The organism is Clostridium sp., from assembly GCF_036569345.1.
Lineage (GTDB): Bacteria > Bacillota > Clostridia > Clostridiales > Clostridiaceae > Clostridium_AD.
On record NZ_DATCQT010000111.1, the window covers coordinates 1 to 20,152 of the forward strand.

At 32.6% G+C, this 20,152-nt stretch carries 17 protein-coding genes, 1 tRNA gene, 1 pseudogene and 1 riboswitch; of the genes and pseudogenes, 1 reads left to right on the forward strand and 18 read right to left on the reverse strand.

The features are described from left to right. Window positions 1–191: 191 nt before the first annotated feature. The 13 genes from VIM70_RS11045 to VIM70_RS11105 form a co-directional block, all read right to left on the reverse strand. Window positions 192–283 (reverse strand) — tRNA-Ser (locus VIM70_RS11045). Between the two features lie 140 nt (window positions 284–423). After that, a complete protein-coding gene (locus VIM70_RS11050; RefSeq protein WP_331945814.1) occupies window positions 424–1,749 on the reverse strand; it encodes a DVU_1553 family AMP-dependent CoA ligase in 1,326 nt (441 codons plus the stop codon). Window positions 1,750–1,762: 13 nt separating this feature from the next. After that, a complete protein-coding gene (locus tag VIM70_RS11055) occupies window positions 1,763–2,365 on the reverse strand; it encodes a histidine phosphatase family protein (protein WP_331945815.1) in 603 nt (200 codons plus the stop codon). Then, on the reverse strand, window positions 2,362–3,486 hold the full coding sequence (locus VIM70_RS11060; RefSeq protein ID WP_331945816.1) for a DVU_1551 family NTP transferase: 1,125 nt from the start codon (window positions 3,484–3,486) through the stop codon (window positions 2,362–2,364). Before VIM70_RS11060 ends, VIM70_RS11055 begins: the two co-directional genes overlap by 4 nt. A gap of 16 nt (window positions 3,487–3,502) precedes the next feature. Next, a complete protein-coding gene (gene trsS / locus VIM70_RS11065; protein WP_331945817.1) occupies window positions 3,503–4,816 on the reverse strand; it encodes a radical SAM (seleno)protein TrsS in 1,314 nt (437 codons plus the stop codon). A gap of 13 nt (window positions 4,817–4,829) precedes the next feature. Next, the gene (locus tag VIM70_RS11070) at window positions 4,830–5,270 is read right to left on the reverse strand and encodes a DVU_1555 family C-GCAxxG-C-C protein (protein ID WP_331945819.1); all 441 of its coding nucleotides are present in this window, start codon (window positions 5,268–5,270) and stop codon (window positions 4,830–4,832) included. A gap of 13 nt (window positions 5,271–5,283) precedes the next feature. Then, window positions 5,284–6,072, reverse strand: coding sequence for a DVU_1556 family methyltransferase (trsM, locus tag VIM70_RS11075; protein WP_331945820.1), 789 nt, complete (start codon window positions 6,070–6,072; stop codon window positions 5,284–5,286). Continuing rightward, window positions 5,994–6,203 carry a DVU_1557 family redox protein gene (locus VIM70_RS11080; protein WP_331945821.1) on the reverse strand — a complete coding sequence of 70 codons (210 nt, stop codon included), beginning with the start codon at window positions 6,201–6,203 and terminating at the stop codon, window positions 5,994–5,996. The genes trsM and VIM70_RS11080 overlap by 79 nt, the downstream gene beginning before the upstream one ends. Window positions 6,204–6,205: 2 nt before the next feature. Continuing rightward, window positions 6,206–8,485, reverse strand: a complete 2,280-nt coding sequence (locus tag VIM70_RS11085; RefSeq protein WP_331945822.1) for a pyridine nucleotide-disulfide oxidoreductase/dicluster-binding protein — start codon at window positions 8,483–8,485, stop codon at window positions 6,206–6,208. 127 nt (window positions 8,486–8,612) lie between these two features. Beyond that, complete coding sequence (locus VIM70_RS11090) at window positions 8,613–11,342, reverse strand: molybdopterin-dependent aldehyde oxidoreductase (protein ID WP_331945823.1); 2,730 nt, start codon at window positions 11,340–11,342, stop codon at window positions 8,613–8,615. A 102-nt stretch (window positions 11,343–11,444) separates the two neighbouring features. After that, a complete protein-coding gene (locus tag VIM70_RS11095; protein ID WP_331945824.1) occupies window positions 11,445–12,467 on the reverse strand; it encodes a molybdopterin-binding protein in 1,023 nt (340 codons plus the stop codon). Window positions 12,468–12,779: 312 nt separating this feature from the next. Then, entirely contained in the window at window positions 12,780–14,660 is a 1,881-nt protein-coding gene (locus VIM70_RS11100) for a sigma-54-dependent Fis family transcriptional regulator (RefSeq protein WP_331945825.1), read from the reverse strand. Between the two features lie 181 nt (window positions 14,661–14,841). After that, window positions 14,842–15,045 (reverse strand): hypothetical protein, encoded by a 204-nt coding sequence (locus VIM70_RS11105; protein WP_331945826.1) that lies wholly within the window; start codon window positions 15,043–15,045, stop codon window positions 14,842–14,844. Window positions 15,046–15,247: 202 nt separating this feature from the next. Here VIM70_RS11105 and VIM70_RS11110 point away from each other — a divergent pair, with 202 nt between their 5' ends. Next, window positions 15,248–16,570, forward strand: coding sequence for a hemolysin family protein (locus tag VIM70_RS11110; protein WP_331945827.1), 1,323 nt, complete (start codon window positions 15,248–15,250; stop codon window positions 16,568–16,570). A 185-nt stretch (window positions 16,571–16,755) separates the two neighbouring features. On the opposite strand, the gene VIM70_RS11115 is transcribed toward VIM70_RS11110, so the two are convergent. From VIM70_RS11115 to VIM70_RS11135, 5 genes and pseudogenes are all read right to left on the reverse strand, one after another. Then, window positions 16,756–17,190 (reverse strand): MOSC domain-containing protein, encoded by a 435-nt coding sequence (locus VIM70_RS11115; RefSeq protein ID WP_331945828.1) that lies wholly within the window; start codon window positions 17,188–17,190, stop codon window positions 16,756–16,758. Next, on the reverse strand, window positions 17,190–17,669 hold the full coding sequence (moaC, locus tag VIM70_RS11120; protein WP_331945829.1) for a cyclic pyranopterin monophosphate synthase MoaC: 480 nt from the start codon (window positions 17,667–17,669) through the stop codon (window positions 17,190–17,192). The genes VIM70_RS11115 and moaC overlap by 1 nt, the downstream gene beginning before the upstream one ends. Before the next feature lie 3 nt (window positions 17,670–17,672). Then, window positions 17,673–18,632, reverse strand: a complete 960-nt coding sequence (gene moaA / locus VIM70_RS11125) for a GTP 3',8-cyclase MoaA (RefSeq protein WP_331945830.1) — start codon at window positions 18,630–18,632, stop codon at window positions 17,673–17,675. A 73-nt stretch (window positions 18,633–18,705) separates the two neighbouring features. Further along, window positions 18,706–19,197, reverse strand: a complete 492-nt coding sequence (locus tag VIM70_RS11130; protein WP_331945831.1) for a MogA/MoaB family molybdenum cofactor biosynthesis protein — start codon at window positions 19,195–19,197, stop codon at window positions 18,706–18,708. A 154-nt stretch (window positions 19,198–19,351) separates the two neighbouring features. Continuing rightward, window positions 19,352–19,469: riboswitch (molybdenum cofactor riboswitch) on the reverse strand. 266 nt (window positions 19,470–19,735) lie between these two features. Continuing rightward, window positions 19,736–20,152 (reverse strand): annotated as a pseudogene (locus VIM70_RS11135) (iron-containing alcohol dehydrogenase); the annotation flags it as partial.

Genomic DNA, 20,152 nt, shown 5'->3' on the forward strand with positions numbered 1-20,152 from the left:
TAGTTCTTTCATAAATTCTTTGCTCCCAGAGAAGCTGGTCTTTAGTTGTGGATCTCAAAATAAAACCTCCCATCGATTACTTTATTAAAGTATATCAATTAGGAAGTTAATTTACATGGCGGTGTTTGTTCCATCGCTTACATTATAATTTAACGTAAAAAGAACTCACCTTCCAGTGAGTTCTTTTATCTTGGCGGAGAAAGGGGGATTTGAACCCCCGGAACGGAATAACCCGTTCGCCTGTTTTCGAGGCAGGTACCATAGGCCACTCGGACATCTCTCCAAATATTAAGTTGCCTTTAATATTATAACATATTTAAACTATATTTAAAGAACTTTAAACTATAATTAAAGAATTTTCTATTTTAAACCGAATATTTATTAATTATTTCCCTGGAATTAATTTAATTATGTTTTTATATTTTAAACTTTATAGATCAATTTCCGTTTTACCATTCCATTACTTATTCCAATATCATCAATAATACCGCTATATTCTATGTAAATATCATTTTTTTCTAATAATAATCCAAAACACTTATCTTGCTTAAAACATTTTTCTATGTCACTAAATTTTATAGTTACCTCTGGATTTACAGGCTTTATTTCTAAACTAATCACTACCTTTTGATTGATACTAATAGTAGCTCTGTAATCAAGCACATTTTCAATACCAAACATAACTTCATCAATCATTCCTATAGAAAGATGTTCCCCGTCATTTAGCTTCAGATATTCGCCCACCCGTCCTTGTACATAATCCATTCTTCTAACCACATTACTGCAGGAGCAATTCTTGGGCAAAAATCTAGCAATATCTCCTGTCCTATATCTTACAAGTGGCATTGCTTCTCTCCCAAGCGTAGTAAATACAACCTCTCCATAGGTACCTTCCGGAACATTTTGCTTTGTTAATGGATCAATTATTTCTGTGTACAAATCAACTTCTCTCATATGATAACCATTAAGAGCGGAACATTCCACTCCCCCACCATAACCCATTTCAGTCATTCCATAATGAGTAAAAACTGGGCAACTAAATGCTCTACTCACAGCATCACATAAGGATCTTGGTACATAATCTGCACTCAAAAGAACGCTTGTTAATTTTAAGTTTTTATATCTAACATCAGTGTCTTTAAGTTTTGCGAGATATAATACCTGAATTGGCAATCCTACAATACAATCAATATTTTTTGAACGCATTGTTTCTAAAGCATCCCAAACATCATATACAGGCCCATATATAATTCCTTCACAACCTGATTTATGAAGACCTTCATTTAAAAGTTTACCAATACTTGAAGGACTACTTCCTGGCATTAATATAAGCACTTTTTGCCCTTTATTTATAAGATTTATCATTCCATATTCGAAAAATTTTGATGTAGCTTTTAGATCATTTTCAGTAAAAAATATTCTTTTAGGAATTCCCATAGTTCCTGAAGAAGTCATTGTTACAATCCTAGAAATTTGGTCAAGAGGTACACATACAAAATTCTTTGGATTTTCACCTAAATCCTCTGAAGTTGTAAAAGATAATTTCTTAAAGTCTTCAAAGTTTTTAATATCTTTACTATTAATATTTTTTAAAGTTTCCCCATAAAACTTACTTTTCTTAGCAATATTTATGGTATTTCTAATTTCTTCTAATTGAAATGATTTTAACCCTTCTTCAGAAAAATTCTTATCACCCGATTGCAAGCAAATCCTATCTTCCATCCATTTTTCATATGGTTTTTTAATCATATTACACACTCCATTAAGATAAAGTTTTGAGATTGATCCCTTGTACAGAAATATTAGATCCCTCAGAGATCAGAATGTTAATGCATCCATAACTTTGTTTAATATTAAAAATTTCTTTTAAGTCTACCCTTAAGAGATTACAAAATAATGCTCTTATAAACCCAGCGTGGCTGCAAATAACAACATTTCCCTTTGTGTTGCGAATTATATAATTAAGAACCTTTATTGCCCTTTGCTGACACTCTCTAAAGGATTCACCATTTAGTGGTATATATTCTGCTATATTTTCTCCTCTTTTTTTATAAACTTCTGGATACTTATTTTTTACTTCATCAAAGGTTAATCCATCTAAAATCCCCATATTTATCTCTCTCAAATCTTTTAAAAAAGTTACTTCTTGATTTGGAAAAACTATATTAACAGTATTTTTACACCTAATTAGATCACTACTAAAAATACTGTTAATAGTTATTCCACTCTCCATAAAAATATCAGCTAATTTTTTTGCATCATTTATTCCCTTATCGGAAAGTTTACAATCTGTATGTCCTAAATATCTTTTCCCTTGTCCATATTCTGTTTCTTCATGTCTTATAATATAAATATTCCTTTTCAAAACTTATCACTAAGGCTCTCTAAACTTCTGCCCAAAATATTTTCAACATTTTGTTTTATTAGTTTTGCATCCGTATATTTCCCGTTTACTTTTTCAAAAACATCTGGCACATCTTTATATCTACTAAAGGCGTCTTCAAATCTTTCCTTTAAAGTGACTAATCTTTTCCCTTTAAATAGTTTATCACAAAGATAAACTATTTGTTTTTCACCTATTTTACATTTAGTCTTTAACTGCATATGTTCATTAATAATTTCAATTAGGCACTCATATCCGAATTCATCGACAATTTTTGCCCCTTGCGAAGCATGGTTTTTTGTTCCCTTGGCTACATCATGAAGTAGTGCCCCTGCATAAATATAATTTATATTTAACTTACATCCATTTTCATTAAGTAAAATTGACACTTGTTTTGCAAATTCTGCTACTCTTTTCATGTGATCTATTGTCTCTAGGTTCACGCTACATAATCTTAATATCTCCATGCATTCAAGGTAATCAGGGCAAGGATATACCGAAATATGCTCCATAAGAACTTTAAGATCTTCTTTAGTATCCATATCAAGTAAAATACCTCTATCAGCAACTGGCTCATAATGCCACGATTTTTTATGGCTATTAAATACTTCTCTTAATCCTTCTTTAGGATTACTATTTAATATTTCTTGTGCTAATGCATATGTAACCAATGTGGGATGACCTGTTTCTTTAGCAAATATAGGGAACAAAATTCCACCTTTAATTTTCTCATAACTTAATATCATTTTTTTTATAGTGGACTCTCGTACTGCTGGAATATCTACAGGCAATATAAAGAAAGCATCAACCTCCTCCGCAAGCGATGCTACTCCAACTTTTATTGATGAGTACATACCTTCACTATATTTACTATTAAATACAATTTTAATATCATTTAATTCAACTTTAATATCTTTTAATTCTTTTTCTATGCATTCATTTAAATGCCCTGTCACTACAGTAATATCATTTATCCCACAGTTTCTAAAAAGTTCTATACATCTTTGAAGTGGAGTTTTACCCTCTATCTTAATTAATGGCTTAAAGCTACCCATCCGGCTGGAATATCCTGCCGAAAGTATTATAGCAGAATAATTTTTCATTTCATCCTCCCGCTTCCTATCTATATAATTTTTTTTGCTCTGCAGTCGTAATATTGTAAGCACAAAATGGGATTAAATTACCCTCTTTACTAACAACATGAATGCAGCAATCTTTTAATCTCTGGGTATCTACATTCCAAGCATCTTGAAATGCCATACCAGAGATACTAAAAAAACCATCTTTTATCTTTTGATTTAATTCCTCAAAAGACTTTTTCTTTGGTACGTATTTATTTATTTTCACACCAGACCAATTTCTTTCAACAAATTTAACAGATTTTCTAGATCCTTCTGTGCCACTTTCTTCGCCGCAGCAATTATTTTTTCTACTTACAGTAATTAATTTCCCATCTACCGATGTATAATTTACATGAAAAGAACAAAGTGCATTCTCACAACCTGAAGGTGCAAAATCCGAAAGCTTAATTTTATCATTACTTTGAGTAGCTATTTTATCCATAACTTCAGGAAGAGTAATTCTATCATTATCTTCAGGTATTTTAGGTATTCTGCCAAAGTAACTTACTGGTTGGAAATGTACTCCTCTTACAGTTGGTGCGTTTTTTAGTCCAAATTCTATAATATTCCAAAGAATATTATCATTTTTATTTGGCACCACTGTGCATACAAGAATTACACCAATTCCTAATTTTTTACTATTTTCTATAACCTTTAATTTATCTTGCATTATATCTATACCATTAAGCGAAGTCATTTCAGTTCCACTTAAATCATTAAATTGTAAAAAAATAGATTTAAGTCCTGCTTCTTTTAATTTTTGATAATAATTGTAATTCATTAGATTAATACCATTTGTGTTTAGTTGAATAAATTTAAAACCCATGTTTGTAGCCATAGCTATAATCTCATGAAGATCTTGACGCATTGTAGGTTCCCCTCCAGAAATCTGAAGATTATAAGGTCCACCCGCTTCAATTATTCTTTTATACCACATTTCTATAGTTTTCATATCTGGATCAGTTTCATTACCATGCGCGTCCGCAAAACAAAATTCACATTTTAAATTACACCTTGAAGTTACTTCAATGAGTACCGTGCAAGTATGCTGACGGTGCTCACTGCATAACCCACAGTCGTGAGGACAGCCTTTTGAAACCTTTGTATATGGCACTTCTGGATAAGCTGGACTTTTAGGGCGTGTCCAAGACTCATAACCAGGCTTACCCCTCCAAATAACTGTCTTAAAAAAACCATGCTGCTCGCATTTCTTAGTTAAATATAAATCATCAAATTCTTTTACTACTGTAGCATCAACTATTTCTAAACATACTGGACAAATACTTTGTGTTTCTCTTATTATTTCCGCCATTGTGCTTTACCTCTCATTCTATATAACTATATTCTTTTAAAATTTCTTCAATTTTATTGTATGATTTTTGAATAGCATTACCACATTTTATAGGATAACCTTCATTTTCTTCCATACCCTTAAGTACATCTACAGTTATCATATCAACACATTCGGTGCTTTCAAATTCCTCTTCAAACCACTCTATATATTTTTGAACCATCTTTTTTAAATTATCATCGCGGATCTCCTTGTCTTCACCCTTCCCTGCGTACAACCCAAATAAACATGCTCCAGCAGTGACAATACCACATGTTTTTCCAGTATAACCTATTCCTGCGCAAAGACCTGCCATAGACTTTACTAATGGAATATTTTCTATTCCATTACTCTCAAGATATGTAATTATAAGTATTTGACTACAGCAATATCCGTTACTTGCTAATTTAAACATTCTAAATGCATCTGCACCCATTCTAACCCCTCCACTATTTTTTCTGAGCAATAATCAAAAAATAACCCGGTTTGCAAAGCGTGAGCTTTTGATGAAAATCGCCGCAACTATTACAAGTTGCTATTTCCCAAAATTTAGACATTGAACCATATTTAAAAATGATTTCAACCATAAGTTGCTTAAGTAGATTTGTCCAATCTTCAACGCATATTATTTCAAAGCCTGAACTTACGATTGAATCTTTTAAAACATCTATATCAAAAAGGCCTCTCATGCAGCTATTGATTTCATTCTTTTGCACGTCTTCAAGGTATTCCGGTCTTCTTGCATACACATCTGAAACAATATAAAATCCTTTATCTTTTAGAACCCTATGACTTTCCATTATGGTTTTTTTATAGTCATCCATAAGGGACATAGTACATTCAGCCATAACTCCATCAAAATAATTATCTTTATGAGGTAGCTCTTCACCGTGACCAAAGTCTATGTTATGATTCCCATATTTATCTTCACCTATCTTAAGTAACTTTACTGAAGGATCGACACCAAAAGCATCTAAATTATATTCGCTTTTGAGTCTTTTTACTGTTACTCCCATTCCACAACCAACATCTAAGATTTTATCATTAGCCTTAAAATCACATAACTTAACAGCCCTATCAGTAAGGAAAAATCCACCTGGCCTTAGAGTATCTCCCGTTGCATTTATCATATCTTCATTTTCAAAAACTGAACAACCCTTCATTTGTCCTCCAAGCTCTTTTCTACTTCGAGCATCTGACCAGCCGCAAGCTCCTGTGTTATTAGAACATTTTTGCATTTAGGGCACTCAAGTAATTCAATTTCAAAATTTCCTCCAAGGTATTCTGCTTTCACAGGTCCTTCCTCGAGATTCCCTCCACATTTTGAACAAAGCCATTTAGTTGTTTTATTTTTATTACCTTGTTTCATAGTTATACCCCCTTTACATCCATTCTATGGCTGTAAGCATTAATAATGTTAAAGCTATCGTTAACCTTTTCGTATTCCACCCAGAAGGTTACATTTATAAGCCTTTTCCATGCAAGAATATGACCAGTTTCTGGATTATAAAAACTATTATTAGTCTTTTCTGCATACTCTATTACACTCTTAATATCACCATCAAGAATAAGCTCATCTTCAATCTTATTTCTTAGTTCTTCTCCAACTACTATTTTTATATCTTCATTGCCATACTTTATTTCCATTTTCTCACCCCATAAACTATTAAGTAATTCTTTCTTTAGTAAAAACCTAACTTCTCTTCGCTCTGACATGGTCGGAGCCTTCATGTCTGAAATTTTTTCTTTACCTGTTCCGTATATAAGGTCCAAAATATGAAAAGTCCTTTTGCCTTGTGATACAAACAAATCTCTGCACACAGAGCAGTAAGCTAAGAAATCCTTATCTGAATCCTTTATTCTATCCCGTGTTAACTCACAACTAAACTTTTTATCAGCAAAATACACAAGCCCTCCAAAACCACAACATTTTGTCTTTTCCCCTGAAAACTCAGGTTCTTCAATTTTATATTGGAGACTTTTAGCAATATTTCTTACACTATCTTGAACAGCTTTCTCATGTCTAGAGCTACATGTATCATGTATTGCCAAAATTTTGCCATTTCCTAATTTAACGTCAGGTGGAAGACCTTTTTCATCAAATACCTCCCAAAGAGACTTAGCTTTTATATTCTTAATGTGTTTATTGAAATTGATATAACATGTGGTACATGCAGCTATAACAATAGGATTCCCTAACTTTTCTAAATTAGATTGAATTTTTTCCAAGATTTCAGTATATTCCTCTTGTTTACCTGCCCATTTAGCAGGTGTTCCGCAACATCCTAAATACAATCCAACACCACCATCTAGTTTATCCATTAGATATTCATAACTTTTAGTAACATACTCTGGGTAAGTTGCACATAACTGACAACCAGGATAAAATACATACTTACTTTCACTTGTGCCTGGCTGGTGTTTTACTAATTCAAAATATTCACTATTAGTAAATTCCATGTCTTTTAAAGCAAAGTCATGAGTAGACATTGGCATTTTATGTCTTTCAACCATACTTATCCTTGTTTCTTTTATTATGTCAGCCATGTTTATATTTTCAGGACATATTGCCCCACACAAACCACACTCTGTGCAAGTATTTATTGTTTTATTTGCATAATGATCGCCTAGAATAATACGTTCATTTTGATTTATAGTTCTTATATAAGCCTTGGGATCCAATTTCGCCTTTTGAAGATGAATACATGCTTTTACACATTTATGACATTCACATTGAACACATCTTAGTGCTTCATTAATAGCTTCTTCTTTCGTGAATAAACCATTTTCAGGATTTATTCTTGCTGGAATATTCTCAATATCTACATCAATCTTAAGAATACTTTTGTAGGTCCCTTCTTTTTCTCTGAGAGCAGTAAGCGATTTCATATGTACGAATCTATCAATGGACACTGCCGCGCATCTTCCTGTAAAAACTGACTGTATAACAGATACACGTCCACTAACTATTCGACCACCAACAAAGATTTTTCCTGTTTCCGTTTCTGCTTGTAATGTATTTTCATCTACATTAAATTTCTCAGTCCATTCTCCCATACCAATAAAAACAGCATCATATTCCGATATGATATTTTTTAATTTTTCAGGAGTAGCCTCGTAATTTACTTTTATTCCAATACCTTGATCTTCTAATTTACTAGTTTCTTCTTTTATTAGTTCTGTAGTAAGAAGTTGCTCATGCATTTTTAAAAGAGATCCGCCTATTACATTTTCTTTTTCATATATATCAACGGTATATCCCTTTTGATTAAGGTCATAAGCACAGGTAATTCCACTTATACCACCACCAATAATCGCAATTTTTATATTAACTTTCGGCATAGGTAGTGATTTGATTTTTGCACTTCCCCCATAAATTACAGCTGCCTTTTCAAGCTCGTGAATTGAGATTTTTTTACCATCGATATTAGTTACGCAGTAATTTTCACACGGGTGGTCACAAACTAACCCTATCACATTTATAAAAGGTATTCTTTTTCTGAGTATCCTATAGGCCTCGTCATAATCCCCTTTTCTAATCTCCCCAATAAACCCTTTGACATCAACGTGAATTGGACACTCAGTATTACATGCTGGGGGATTATCATTTATACATAACTCTTGAATAGAAAGAAGTTTTTGTAGATCCATATATTATTCCTCCTAAAATTATTTTAAGGAGACCCTAAAATGAATTTCTGATATTTCACTTTAGGCTCTCCCTTTAATTATAACTCATTTATTTACTTTATTTACTTTATTTATTAATATATTTACCTTATTTATTTAATTTTTTAATTCCAGCAAGAACTTTTTCTGGATAAGCTGGAAGGTGCGTAATTCTAACTCCACAAGCATCATAAATTGCACTTATGATTGCTGAATGAGGAGCTGATAATGGCATTTCACCTGCACCGGCTGCTCCATAAGGTCCTAATGGTCTTGGAGTTTCTAGATAAACTAATGTTATATCATCTGTAACATCCTTAATTTGAGGAATTCCACAACCAGTAAGGGTTGTATGTTTTTTAAGATCCTCAAAGTCTTCAGTTAATGCAAGACCAATACCTTGAACAAGTCCTCCAAGTATCTGACCATCAACAACAAGTTTGTTTATGATAGTTCCTACATCTGAAATACATGTTAATTTATCAACATGAGCTTTTCCAGTAGTCATATCTACTTCTACTTCTGCTACTAAAACTCCATACATATAAACTGGGAATGGATTTCCTTGTCCTGTTTCTACATCACCAGCTACGCAAGGTGCAGTCCATTTTCCGTCATATCTAGTTGGTTTTCCAGCTGCAATCTGTTCATCATAAGTTCTGTACGTTCCATCAGCTTTTTTAAGTCCTTCAAGTAAGTTTTCTGAAGCAACTCTTGTAGCATTTCCAGTAAGAACATTAGAACGACTTCCACCTGCTGGACCACTGTTTGGAGTATAGTTCATGTCATTCATAACTAATTTTAGATCTTCTGGTTCATAACCAGCTTTTCTTAATGTTTCATGTGCCATAGTAAGTGTTCCCATATCTGCACCTTGACCATGATCTTCCCATGAATTAGCAACAGTTACTCCATCTTTAGTAATTTCTACCCATGCCTCTGAAGAATCTGCTCCATCAAGTCCACAACCATAAATAAGAAGTGATATACCAGTACCATATTTCTTATCTACACTATTTTTGTTCTTTTCTTTAGTAACTTCTTTTGATTTTGTGTAAGCTGGACGAGCCAAATCTAACAACTGTGGAATAACATATACATCAGGTTCGCAACCGGTTGGAGTTACATCTCCTGGTCTTAATGCATTTTTGTATCTAAGTTCAAGTGGATCTACACCCATCTTAACTGCTAACTCATCTACCATTTGTTCTGATGCAAATAAAGCTTGTGGAGAACCAAATCCTCTGAAAGCTGATCCCCAACCATGATTTGTAGCAACAGTTCTTCCAGCTCCACGAATATTATCTATTTTGTAACCAGCACCCATAAATTGAGATCCTCTAGTTGTAACAAGATCTCCAAATTCGCAATATGGACCGTGATCACAAGACCAATCTGTTTCTAGAGCTTGGAATTTACCAGCTTGATCTGCACCTAATTTTAAGTGCATCCAGAATGGTGATCTCTTTCCAGTGTAAGTAATCTGTTGGTACATACTAAATTCAAGATATACAGGTCTTCCTGTTTCTAATGCAGCCACACCAAGCAATGCTTCAATTGTTGGGCTGAATTTATAACCAAAAGTTCCGCCTGTTGGATTTTGTACAATCATAACCTTATCAAGTGGAAGACCAATACCTTCAGCAATCATAAGAGCATGGAAATGTAATGCAATACTCTTTGAATGAATTATTAATTTTCCATCTTCATCTAAGTAAGCAAATCCTACATCTGGTTCTATTGGAAGATGAGGTTGTCTACCTACATATAAATCGTCTTCAACAGTATAAGGTAAGCTTTGCATAAGTGGTGCAGTTTCTGCTCCCTTTACAACTTTAGTTTCAAAATATATGTTTGGTGTACCTGGGTGAATTTCAATAGCATCTTCAGCCATTGCTGCAGGTGCGCTCATATAAGCTGGTAATTCTTCAATTTCTACTACAACTTTCTTAGCTGCATCTTCTGCATGAGTTGAAGTATCTGCGAGTACCATTGCAATCGCATCACCAAATTGGAAAATTTTCTTATCATTTAAAATAGGTCTTTCAAGTCCATCACCTTTATTAGATGGGAAAGCTAAACCATTAATTCTATTTGTTCCCTTTACATCCTTGTAAGTTAAAACCTTAACTACTCCAGGCATTTTTTCTGCTTCAGAAGTATCTATAGATAAAATATTTGCATGAGAAACGGTAGCTTGTACAAGTTTTATATGAAGAGTATCATCTGGAAGAGTTAACCCAAGATCAGCACCGAAGTCCCAAGTACCTGTTACCTTAGCACAAGCAGAAGGTCTTACTGTCTCAGTTCCTACTAAACTTGCTCCCTCAGGAAGTTTTAGCCACAATTGTTTCCTTGTAACCTCTCCACGCATAAGTTTTCCAGCTTCTATTACTGCATCTACTAATGGTTGATATCCAGTACATCTACATACGTTTCTAGTTTTTTGGAACCATTCTCTTACTTCTTCTCTTGTAGGATTATTATTTACATCTAAAAGTGCCTTTGCGCTTACAACAAATCCAGGGGTACAAAATCCACATTGTGCTGCGCCATGTATCATCCATGCAAATTGAATATCATGTAAATCATCTTGTGATCCTATTCCTTCAATTGTTGTAATTGCAGCTTCGTCAGCTACTCTTTTCATTCTAACTATACATGATTTTACAACCTTACCATCAAGTATTACATTGCAGGCGCCACATTCACCTTTTCCGCAACCTACTTTGGTACCTGTAAGAAATAACTGTTTTCTTAATACATCTGCAAGTGTAGCTTCAGGACTAACAATTACATTTCTTTTGACACCATTAATTATCAATACTTTATTTAACATTTTCAAACCCCTTTTCTTTATATATTTAAAGAGATACAGCCTTAATTTAGGAAGGCGTTATCAATTTATTAGCGTTATTAATACTTCATTATTAACCATTAATTAGCATTTACCAAAACTACAAGCAGGGAAAGTACAAACTTCACAATTAGTACACAAACCCCCATGACCTAGCTTTGTAATATCCTCTCTTTTTATCCTCTCACCAGCTACAATTTTAGGAAGTATAAGATCAAATACTGTCGTTTTGTTATACATTACGCATCCGGGAAGTCCCAAAACTGGTATATCACCCAAGTATGCTATTAAAAACATAGCCCCGGGAAGTACAGGTGCTCCATAGGATATAATAGTCGCTCCAGATTTTCTTATCCCTGCTGGTGTAACATCATCAGGATCTACTGACATTCCTCCAGTAATAATAATCATTTCAGAACCTAGTACCACTAATTCATTTATAGCCTCTACTATCATACTCTCACTATCTGAAACAAGGATTTGTTTTATAACTTCGCAACCAAGTTTAGCAACTTTATTTTTTATGACAGGTCCAAATTTATCTATTATTCTACCAGTATAAACTTCGCTACCAGTAGTAACAACGCCAACCTTCATAGCTTTTAATGGAGCTACCCAAACAATAGGTCCTTCTGTTTTACAAATATCTTCAATTTGTTCAATCTTTGATTTTTCAATAAAAAGGGGTATTATTCTTGCCGCTGCAATATTGCATCCTTTATCTACCACAATATCAGTATGTAAAGTAGCGACCATAACCTCATCAATTACATTTATTTTCTCTAAAGCCTTAAAATCTATTTTAAGTAAGCCTTTACATTCAGCCAATAACTTCACTTTACCTTCTGATGGCTCAGTGAAAAGGATTCCCTTACCTGCTACTGCTCTTGCTATTCTTTCCCCAGCCTCATTTTCATGAAGTATCGTTTCATTTGTTTCCCAGACATAAACGTTCTTTTTGCCAATATCCAACATCTGAGGTATATCTTCTTCTAATATAACATGTCCTTTTTTGAATGCCACTCCATGAAATTCTCCAGGAACAATTCTTGTTAAGTCATGGCATAAAACCATCCCTACTGCATCTTCAACTGGAACAATCTTCATTTTTATTCCTCCTATTCCTGTTTATTTTATGAGTAGCACTATTATCTATTTCTACTCAATTTATCTGATCAGTTTATTCTTTTTAAACTAAAAGATTATTGTCATTTTTTAAGAAAAGAACCTCCTTATATTTATTTACTTACCCATTCTTATAAGCATTTTTTGTGCCAAGTTAAATATATGTACTTTTGCCTAAAAAACCCTTGTTTTACAGTCTTTAAATACCTTATTATGTAATTTTTTCATGTTATGGTATTCTACTGTTCCATTTTGTTACGTTTTAGGCTTTAATAGGTGTTCAATTTTGGAACATCATTGATTTTTGGAACAGTCAATTTCAAATTTTTGTATTTTTCTATATAAAGTATTTCTCCCAATTTCTAAAATATTTGCCGCTATGGTCATATTTCCTTTGACCTCTCTCAAAACTTCAATTATGTGTTGTTTTTCAACCATTTCCAAACTAATATTAAAATTTAAATTAACAGTATTATTTTGGACTTCATCTACTTTATTATTAAAATTAAATTTAATTGATTCAGAATTTATAATGAGTTCAACTAAATTCTCTAATTCACGTACGTTTCCTGGCCAATCGTACGCCATAAGATATTTCATATATTCCTCTGGAATATCCACAGCCTTTTTGTTAAGCATTTTAGATGTTTTTTTCATATAATAATTCACTAATTCAGGTATATCATCACGTCGCTGCCTAAGTGGAAGTAAGTATATAGGCATAACATTTAATCTATAGTAAAGATCACTTCTAAATTTACCTATTTCGATTTCATGTAATAAATCCTTATTTGTAGCTGCCATAATCCTTACATCAATAGGTATTTGCTTTGAACTTCCAATCCTAGTTATTGCACTCTCCCCAATTACCCTTAATATTTTAATTTGCATATCAGTTGGCATCTCACCTATTTCATCTAAAAAAATAGTACCTCCATCTGCTATTTCAAATTTTCCAGCATTTCCACCTTTTTTCGCACCAGTAAATGCCCCCTCCTCATAACCAAATAATTCCGATTCTACAAGTGACCTTGGAATAGCGCCACAATTTACGGCTATAAATGGTTCATCACGGCGAGTGCCATAATTATGAATAGATTGTGCAAAAACTTCCTTACCAGTACCACTTTCTCCTGTTATAAGTACGGTAGATTTACTTTCTGATATCTTTTTTGCATAGTCAATTGTCTCTATAAATCTTTCGTTTTTTCCGACTATTTTCTCAAAGGTGTAGGTAGCCTGACCACTTGATATCTTCCCTCCCAGCTTTTTACCCTTTTTCAGTTCTTGAATCACAAGAGTTACTTCCTCAATATTATTTTCTATATCGTATATAGGATACAACGTCAAAGTATATTGTAATTTGTTTATCCTTGAGTTTATATAGATGTCTTCATTAATAAAGGTACCCTTAACCTTAAGGTGCTCCATTATACCATTCCAGTTTTGAATCAAATCATAAATTTTAATTTTCATTATTTCATTTTCTTTGTAACCAAACATTCTTGCTACTTGTTTATTCATTGTTGTAATATTTCCAGATAAATCACAAGTCAAAATTCCTGAAGTAATTGCGTTTATGGAAGTTTCTAAACGTTTTTTTGAAATTTCTAGCATTGAGTTATATTTGTTAATTTCAAGTTTTTCCCCTATAGCATCTGCTGCTGCTACTACCATTCCCAAAGTATGTGGATGAGCATTTTTCATATAACCCGTCAAGTCTATTATCCCTATAATATTTCCAACTAAATCCTTTATAGGTGCTGCAGAACATGTCCATTTTTGATAATCTTTAATAAAATGTTCCTTCCCAGAAATCTGGATTGGTATTTTTTCTGATATCACAAGGCTCATAGCGTTGGTTCCAATATGAAATTCATCCATATACGCACCTACTATCATTTTGCTCTCTACAGCCCTCGGTAATATTACTTCATCCCCTATTACATTTAAAATACATCCGTTTCTGTCACATAATATCGCCAAAAAACCAGTTCCACTTACGAAATCATATAACAAATTCATAAATGGAGTAGCATTTAAAATAAGCTCTTTATTTTCCAAAAGTATATCAGTAATTTCAACTTCATTTAAAATCTTGGTACTAAACAAATTGCTTGTTAGTATTTCTGTTGACTTGCATCTGTTGTGAGATTCCTTAATGTATGCTTCCACATAACTCCCCCATCGTGTTTCATTAGCCTTCTGTTAATAGTCTATATTTCATATTATACACCGTTTATATGAATGTAAAAGCATAATTTTAAAAAATGGCAATTGATATATAATTAACATTATTATTAAAAAAATAAGACAGGATCAACCGAGTCAGTGCCTCGGTTTACCCGCCTTAATTTTATTTTTCAGTGTTTTTATTATTTACTAATGATCTTTCATTTAATCTACTTTTTTCTTCTAACGTAGCGTCGCCAGGACCGCTAGCCATTTCGGGCATGTTATACATATTAGTCATGATGATGTTTGATGCACCACTAACCCCTTCATTGTCATCCGGTTGGTTATTTGATTTACTCGCCTTTTGTAAATCGCTTTTATTCATAAACTTCTCCCTTCAAAAACAAATTACACTACATATACCCAGTGTAATAATAGTTTACCCATTTTATTATAGAATATAATTATAAAAGTTAAAATCAATCCATAACGAACTCAATATATAAAAATATGTTATAATTGGTAGGTAAACATGAAACTATTTTAATCAATTTACGATGTTTTTATTTTAAGAGGAGGAATTTTTAATGAAATCAGATCCCGCGCTTAATATCAGTTTAATGGCGCCATTTATACTAATTGCTATTTTAACACTAATAAATGCATTTTTTGCATCAGCAGAAATGGCATTAGTATCCCTTAACAAACATAAGATTACACTTCTTGCTCAACAGGGTAATAAAAGAGCAAAACTATTAGTAAAGCTTCTTAAAGAGCCTACAAAATTTTTATCAACAATTCAAATTGCAATAACGCTTGCTGGATTTTTCTCAAGTGCGTCTGCAGCTACAGGCATCTCTTACAATTTTGCAGCATATTTATATAAATTTAATGTACCTTATAGTGAACAAATTGCTTTAATAGTTATAACAATTGGTTTATCATATATAACATTAGTTTTTGGCGAATTATTTCCAAAACGTATAGCAATGCAAAATTCAGAAGCTGTTGCACTGTTTTCAGTTGTTCCTATTATATACGTATCTAAAGTAGCCATTCCATTCGTGATGTTACTTTCAGGTTCTATTAATATTTTAATCAAGATTACAGGTCTTGATGGTAATGATTTAGAAGAAAAGGTTTCAAAAGCTGAATTAAGATCACTTGTAGGTGTAGGGCAGCAAGATGGCATTATAAACGAAACTGAAAAAGAAATGATTAATAATGTTTTTGAGTTTGATGATAAATTAGTTTATGAAGTTATGATTCCAAGAACTGAAGTTTTTTTAATTAATATAAATGATCCAGTTAAAGAGTACTTAGATGAATTGCTAGAAGAAAAATATTCTAGAGTCCCAGTCTTTGATGGTGATATTGATAATATTGTAGGAATACTTTATATGAAAGATTTTATAATTGAGGCACGTTTAAATGGTTTTGAGAATGTTGATATTAAGAAAATATTACATTCGCCTTTTTTGGTTCATGAAAGTAAAAAGATAGATGTATTATTCAAAGAATTACAAAGTTCTAAACATCACATGGCTATACTCATAGATGAATATGGAGGTTTTTCAGGAATAGTTACTATTGATGATCTTATAGAAGAAATTATGGGAGATATCAAAGATGAATATGATGATGATGAAGCATTCATAAAAAAAGTTGATGATAATACTTATCTAGTGAGTGGTCTTCTCCCACTAGATGAATTAAATGATTATTTGAAATTGAAATTAGTTTCTAAAAATTTTAATACAATTGGTGGTTTTTTAATCGGCATTATGGGGTATATTCCACTAGAAAATGAGATAAAAACTGTTATATATAAAAATATAACATTTAAAATAGAGGAAGTTAATGAAAATAGAATTAAGAAAATCAGAATACTTACATCATTTATTATTTAATATCAACTTCGTACAACTATTATAAATTCATTGACTAGGATAAAAATGAAATCCTATATAATACAACATGTAAAATTATAAAAGAAAAGGGAATCAGTTAAATTTCGAACTGATTCCCTTTTCTTTATATAATACAATATTTTTCATATACCAACTAAGAGGAATCTTAGTTGCTTGCATAATACTTATTTCTCGACTATTACATCATCTCCGGCTTTAATATAACCTTCCTCAAGTACTATAGCAAATATGCCTTCTCTTGGCATTATACAGTCACCAACGAGCTTCATAATTTCACAGCCTTTATGACATTCTTTTCCTATCTGTGTTACCTCGAAAAGTACCTCTCCGACTCTAAGTTTAGTTCCAATTGGAAGCTCAAACAAAACTATTCCCTCAGTAGTTATATTTTCAGCAAACTTTCCAGAGCTTAAACCTTCTACTCCAGTAGCTCTCATTTTTTCTATACTCTCTTCCCCAAGAAAGCTCACTTGCCTATGCCAATCACCTGCATGTGCATCTCCCTCGAGGCCGTGATTAATTTTAAAAAAGCCTTTCTCTATAGGGTGTTTTACCACACCTTTTTTCTCACTTATATTTACAGCATTTACCTTTGCCATTACAATCCCTTCCTTTCAAATATTCCTGATTTTCCTCCACTTTTGCGTACAAGCATAATATTACTAATAACCATTCCCCTATCTATTGCCTTACACATATCATAAATAGTTAGTGCTGCCACTGATACCGCACTTAGTGCTTCCATTTCAATACCTGTTTTCCCTACAGTTTTTGTTATTGCAGTTATGTCAATCTTTGTGTTTTCAAAGTCAATTTTAAAGCTAATGTCACAACCAGATATCATTATAGGATGACACATCGGTATTATTTGTGAAGTGTTTTTCGCACCCATAATTCCTCCCACCTGTGCTACAGCTAGTACATCTCCTTTTGAAATAGATCCATCATTTATTCTATCAAGGGTTTCTCTATTCATAGATATTGATCCAACTGCCACCGCTTGACGAACTGTATCATTTTTTTCTGATACATCTACCATTTTTGCTCTTCCTTCTTCATTTATGTGCGTAAGTTCCATAACTTAGCCCCCTATCTGATACATCATCTTTTCGCTTCTACTTATTTTTTCTTCCTCAAGATGATGCTCAAGTGGTTTGTCAAAAATTGCTTGTTTCAATGTTTTTATAAGCAACTCTTCGTTATTTAAGTATTGCTTAAGGTTTATTTCTTCCTTTGAATGAAGACATTGTTTAATAGTACCTATGGATGTTAGCCTTATTTTATTACAATCTGCGCAAAATTTGCAACTTACAGGGCTAATGAAACCAATTTTCCCTTTTGCTCCTTGGAGCTTGTACAATTGAGCAGTACTACTTTTCGGTGTTTCAATATGAATTAACTCAGGATGTTGATCTAGTATTTCCTTAAAACTAATTTTGCTTTTTTCAAAAATCTTAATACCCTCTCCTATTGGCATGAGTTCAATAAATCTTATTTCAATTGGTAGCTTTCTAGTTAAGTTTAAAAAATCATCAAACTCAAAGTCATTAAAATCTCTCATTAATACCGTATTAATTTTCACAGGTTTTAACCCAAGGCTTAGACATTTATCTATACTTTCAAGTACCTTATCTAAATCTCCTATCCTTGTTATACTATTAAACTTTTCTGCATCCAAAGTATCAAGGCTAATATTAACTCTATTAAGTCCAGATTTTTTAAGGTCACTTGCCATATCAGAGAGCAAAATACCATTTGTTGTTATAGAAATATCATCTATTCCTGGTAGTTTTGATGTTTCATATATAAGTTTGTCTATATCTTTCATTACTAGTGGTTCACCACCAGTGTACCTTATTTTATTAATACCTAATGTTACTGCAGCCTTTACAATTTTTAAAATTTCTTCAAATCGCAGAATATCATCGTGTTCCTTACTAATAATTCCTTTTTCTGGCATACAATATTGACATCTTAAATTACACCTGTCAGTTACAGATACCCTTAAGTAATTGATTTCTCTTCCATGCCTATCTCTCATATAACCCTCTCCTAAAGTTCAATTATTTCCCCTATTTCAGTATATTCATAACCACAAAGTATATCAACGCACGCTATGTTCTAGCGCACTCGCTGGCCTCTCCTTTAAGTATTGCAATTCCATGTGGAATTGCAGGCAATACAAATTGAAGATTTTCTACAGCGCCTTTTGGGCTTCCTGGAAGATTAATGATTAAAGTTTCTTTACGGATTCCCGCTATGCTCCGTGATAACATTGCCTTTGAAGTAATTTGGAGTGATTTCATCCTCATAACCTCACCAATTCCCGGTACATATTTTTCAATTACATTTTGAGTTGCCTCTGGAGTAACATCTCTTTTAGAAAATCCCGTTCCACCATTAGTTAAAATTAAATCTACCTTAAGTTCATCACATAAATAAATTAATTCTTTTTCTATTTCCCCTATTTCATCAGGAATCATTTTATAAAAACTTATAACATATCCTTTGCCTTCTAGTTCACTTCTTATTGCCGGGCCCGTTCCATCAATTCGTTCCCCTCGAAAGCCCTTATCACTCATGGTTAATATTGCAGTTTTTATCATTGTCATCACTCCTTTTTTAAAGCCGTCTAAACAAAGAGTAGTCTTTTCGCTACCATTTAAGCCTAATAATTCATAGACGTATCCTTCTTCAAAATTCAGTTCACTATATCTAATATTTTTTCCCCATTGTACTCCTTACATACATCTATTAGTATTAAAAACTATATGTACAACTTTCACATAATGGAAAGGTAAATCGTTTCCAATTTACCCTAAACGGTCATAATTTCTTAAAATACCTTAGGAAAGATAACTAGGAGAACAACTGATAAAATAATGAAATATGATTACTACAAACAAAATAAAATCTTATTTAACAATATTAAACTATGTAAACAATATACCACAAAATTGTAAAAATAAAAACGATTTTTAGTATAACTTAATTAACTTAATTAAACATTAAATTATTTTCACTTACACTTCTTTCCCTAATCGGCTGAAACAAAAACAAAAAAGTAAAAAGGGGCATACGCCCCTAAAACTACAAACATAAAATATTTTTTATTTTATTTATCACTTATTTTAAGTGATAATATTACATTGCTTGTCTAAATAATTCAACTACTTGTTTCAAAGTAGCAAGGCGTGGATTTGTTGCTTGACATGCATCATTTTTTGCATTTCCAGCCATTACTTCGAAATCTTTTTCTTTAACTCCAAGTTCAGTAAGTCCTGCAGGAATACCAACTGATTTTGATAATCTTTTAATTGAGTCAATCGCAACCTGAGCAGCTGCAGTAACAGAAAGTCCACTAATATTTTCACCCATTGCAGCAGCGATTTCAGCGAATCTCTCTCCACGAGCTAAGACATTAAACTCAGATACTATTGGAAGTAAAATAGCATTACAGATACCATGAGGCAAGTTGTAGAATCCACCTAATTGATGTGCCATAGCATGTACATATCCAAGGCTTGCATTATTAAATGCCATACCAGCTAAGAATTGAGC

Coding starts and splice junctions, on each gene's coding strand:
- trsS (WP_331945817.1), bottom strand. CDS start 4,816: ATGGCGGAAATAATAAGAGAAACACAAAGTATTTGTCCAGTATGTTTA.
- VIM70_RS11060 (WP_331945816.1), bottom strand. CDS start 3,486: ATGAAAAATTATTCTGCTATAATACTTTCGGCAGGATATTCCAGCCGG.
- VIM70_RS11085 (WP_331945822.1), bottom strand. CDS start 8,485: ATGGATCTACAAAAACTTCTTTCTATTCAAGAGTTATGTATAAATGAT.
- VIM70_RS11070 (WP_331945819.1), bottom strand. CDS start 5,270: ATGGGTGCAGATGCATTTAGAATGTTTAAATTAGCAAGTAACGGATAT.
- moaC (WP_331945829.1), bottom strand. CDS start 17,669: ATGGAACTTACGCACATAAATGAAGAAGGAAGAGCAAAAATGGTAGAT.
- VIM70_RS11080 (WP_331945821.1), bottom strand. CDS start 6,203: ATGAAACAAGGTAATAAAAATAAAACAACTAAATGGCTTTGTTCAAAA.
- VIM70_RS11105 (WP_331945826.1), bottom strand. CDS start 15,045: ATGAATAAAAGCGATTTACAAAAGGCGAGTAAATCAAATAACCAACCG.
- VIM70_RS11115 (WP_331945828.1), bottom strand. CDS start 17,190: ATGGCAAAGGTAAATGCTGTAAATATAAGTGAGAAAAAAGGTGTGGTA.
- VIM70_RS11095 (WP_331945824.1), bottom strand. CDS start 12,467: ATGAAGATTGTTCCAGTTGAAGATGCAGTAGGGATGGTTTTATGCCAT.
- trsM (WP_331945820.1), bottom strand. CDS start 6,072: ATGCAAAAATGTTCTAATAACACAGGAGCTTGCGGCTGGTCAGATGCT.
- moaA (WP_331945830.1), bottom strand. CDS start 18,632: ATGAGAGATAGGCATGGAAGAGAAATCAATTACTTAAGGGTATCTGTA.
- VIM70_RS11050 (WP_331945814.1), bottom strand. CDS start 1,749: ATGATTAAAAAACCATATGAAAAATGGATGGAAGATAGGATTTGCTTG.
- VIM70_RS11110 (WP_331945827.1), top strand. CDS start 15,248: ATGAAATCAGATCCCGCGCTTAATATCAGTTTAATGGCGCCATTTATA.
- VIM70_RS11130 (WP_331945831.1), bottom strand. CDS start 19,197: ATGATAAAAACTGCAATATTAACCATGAGTGATAAGGGCTTTCGAGGG.
- VIM70_RS11090 (WP_331945823.1), bottom strand. CDS start 11,342: ATGTTAAATAAAGTATTGATAATTAATGGTGTCAAAAGAAATGTAATT.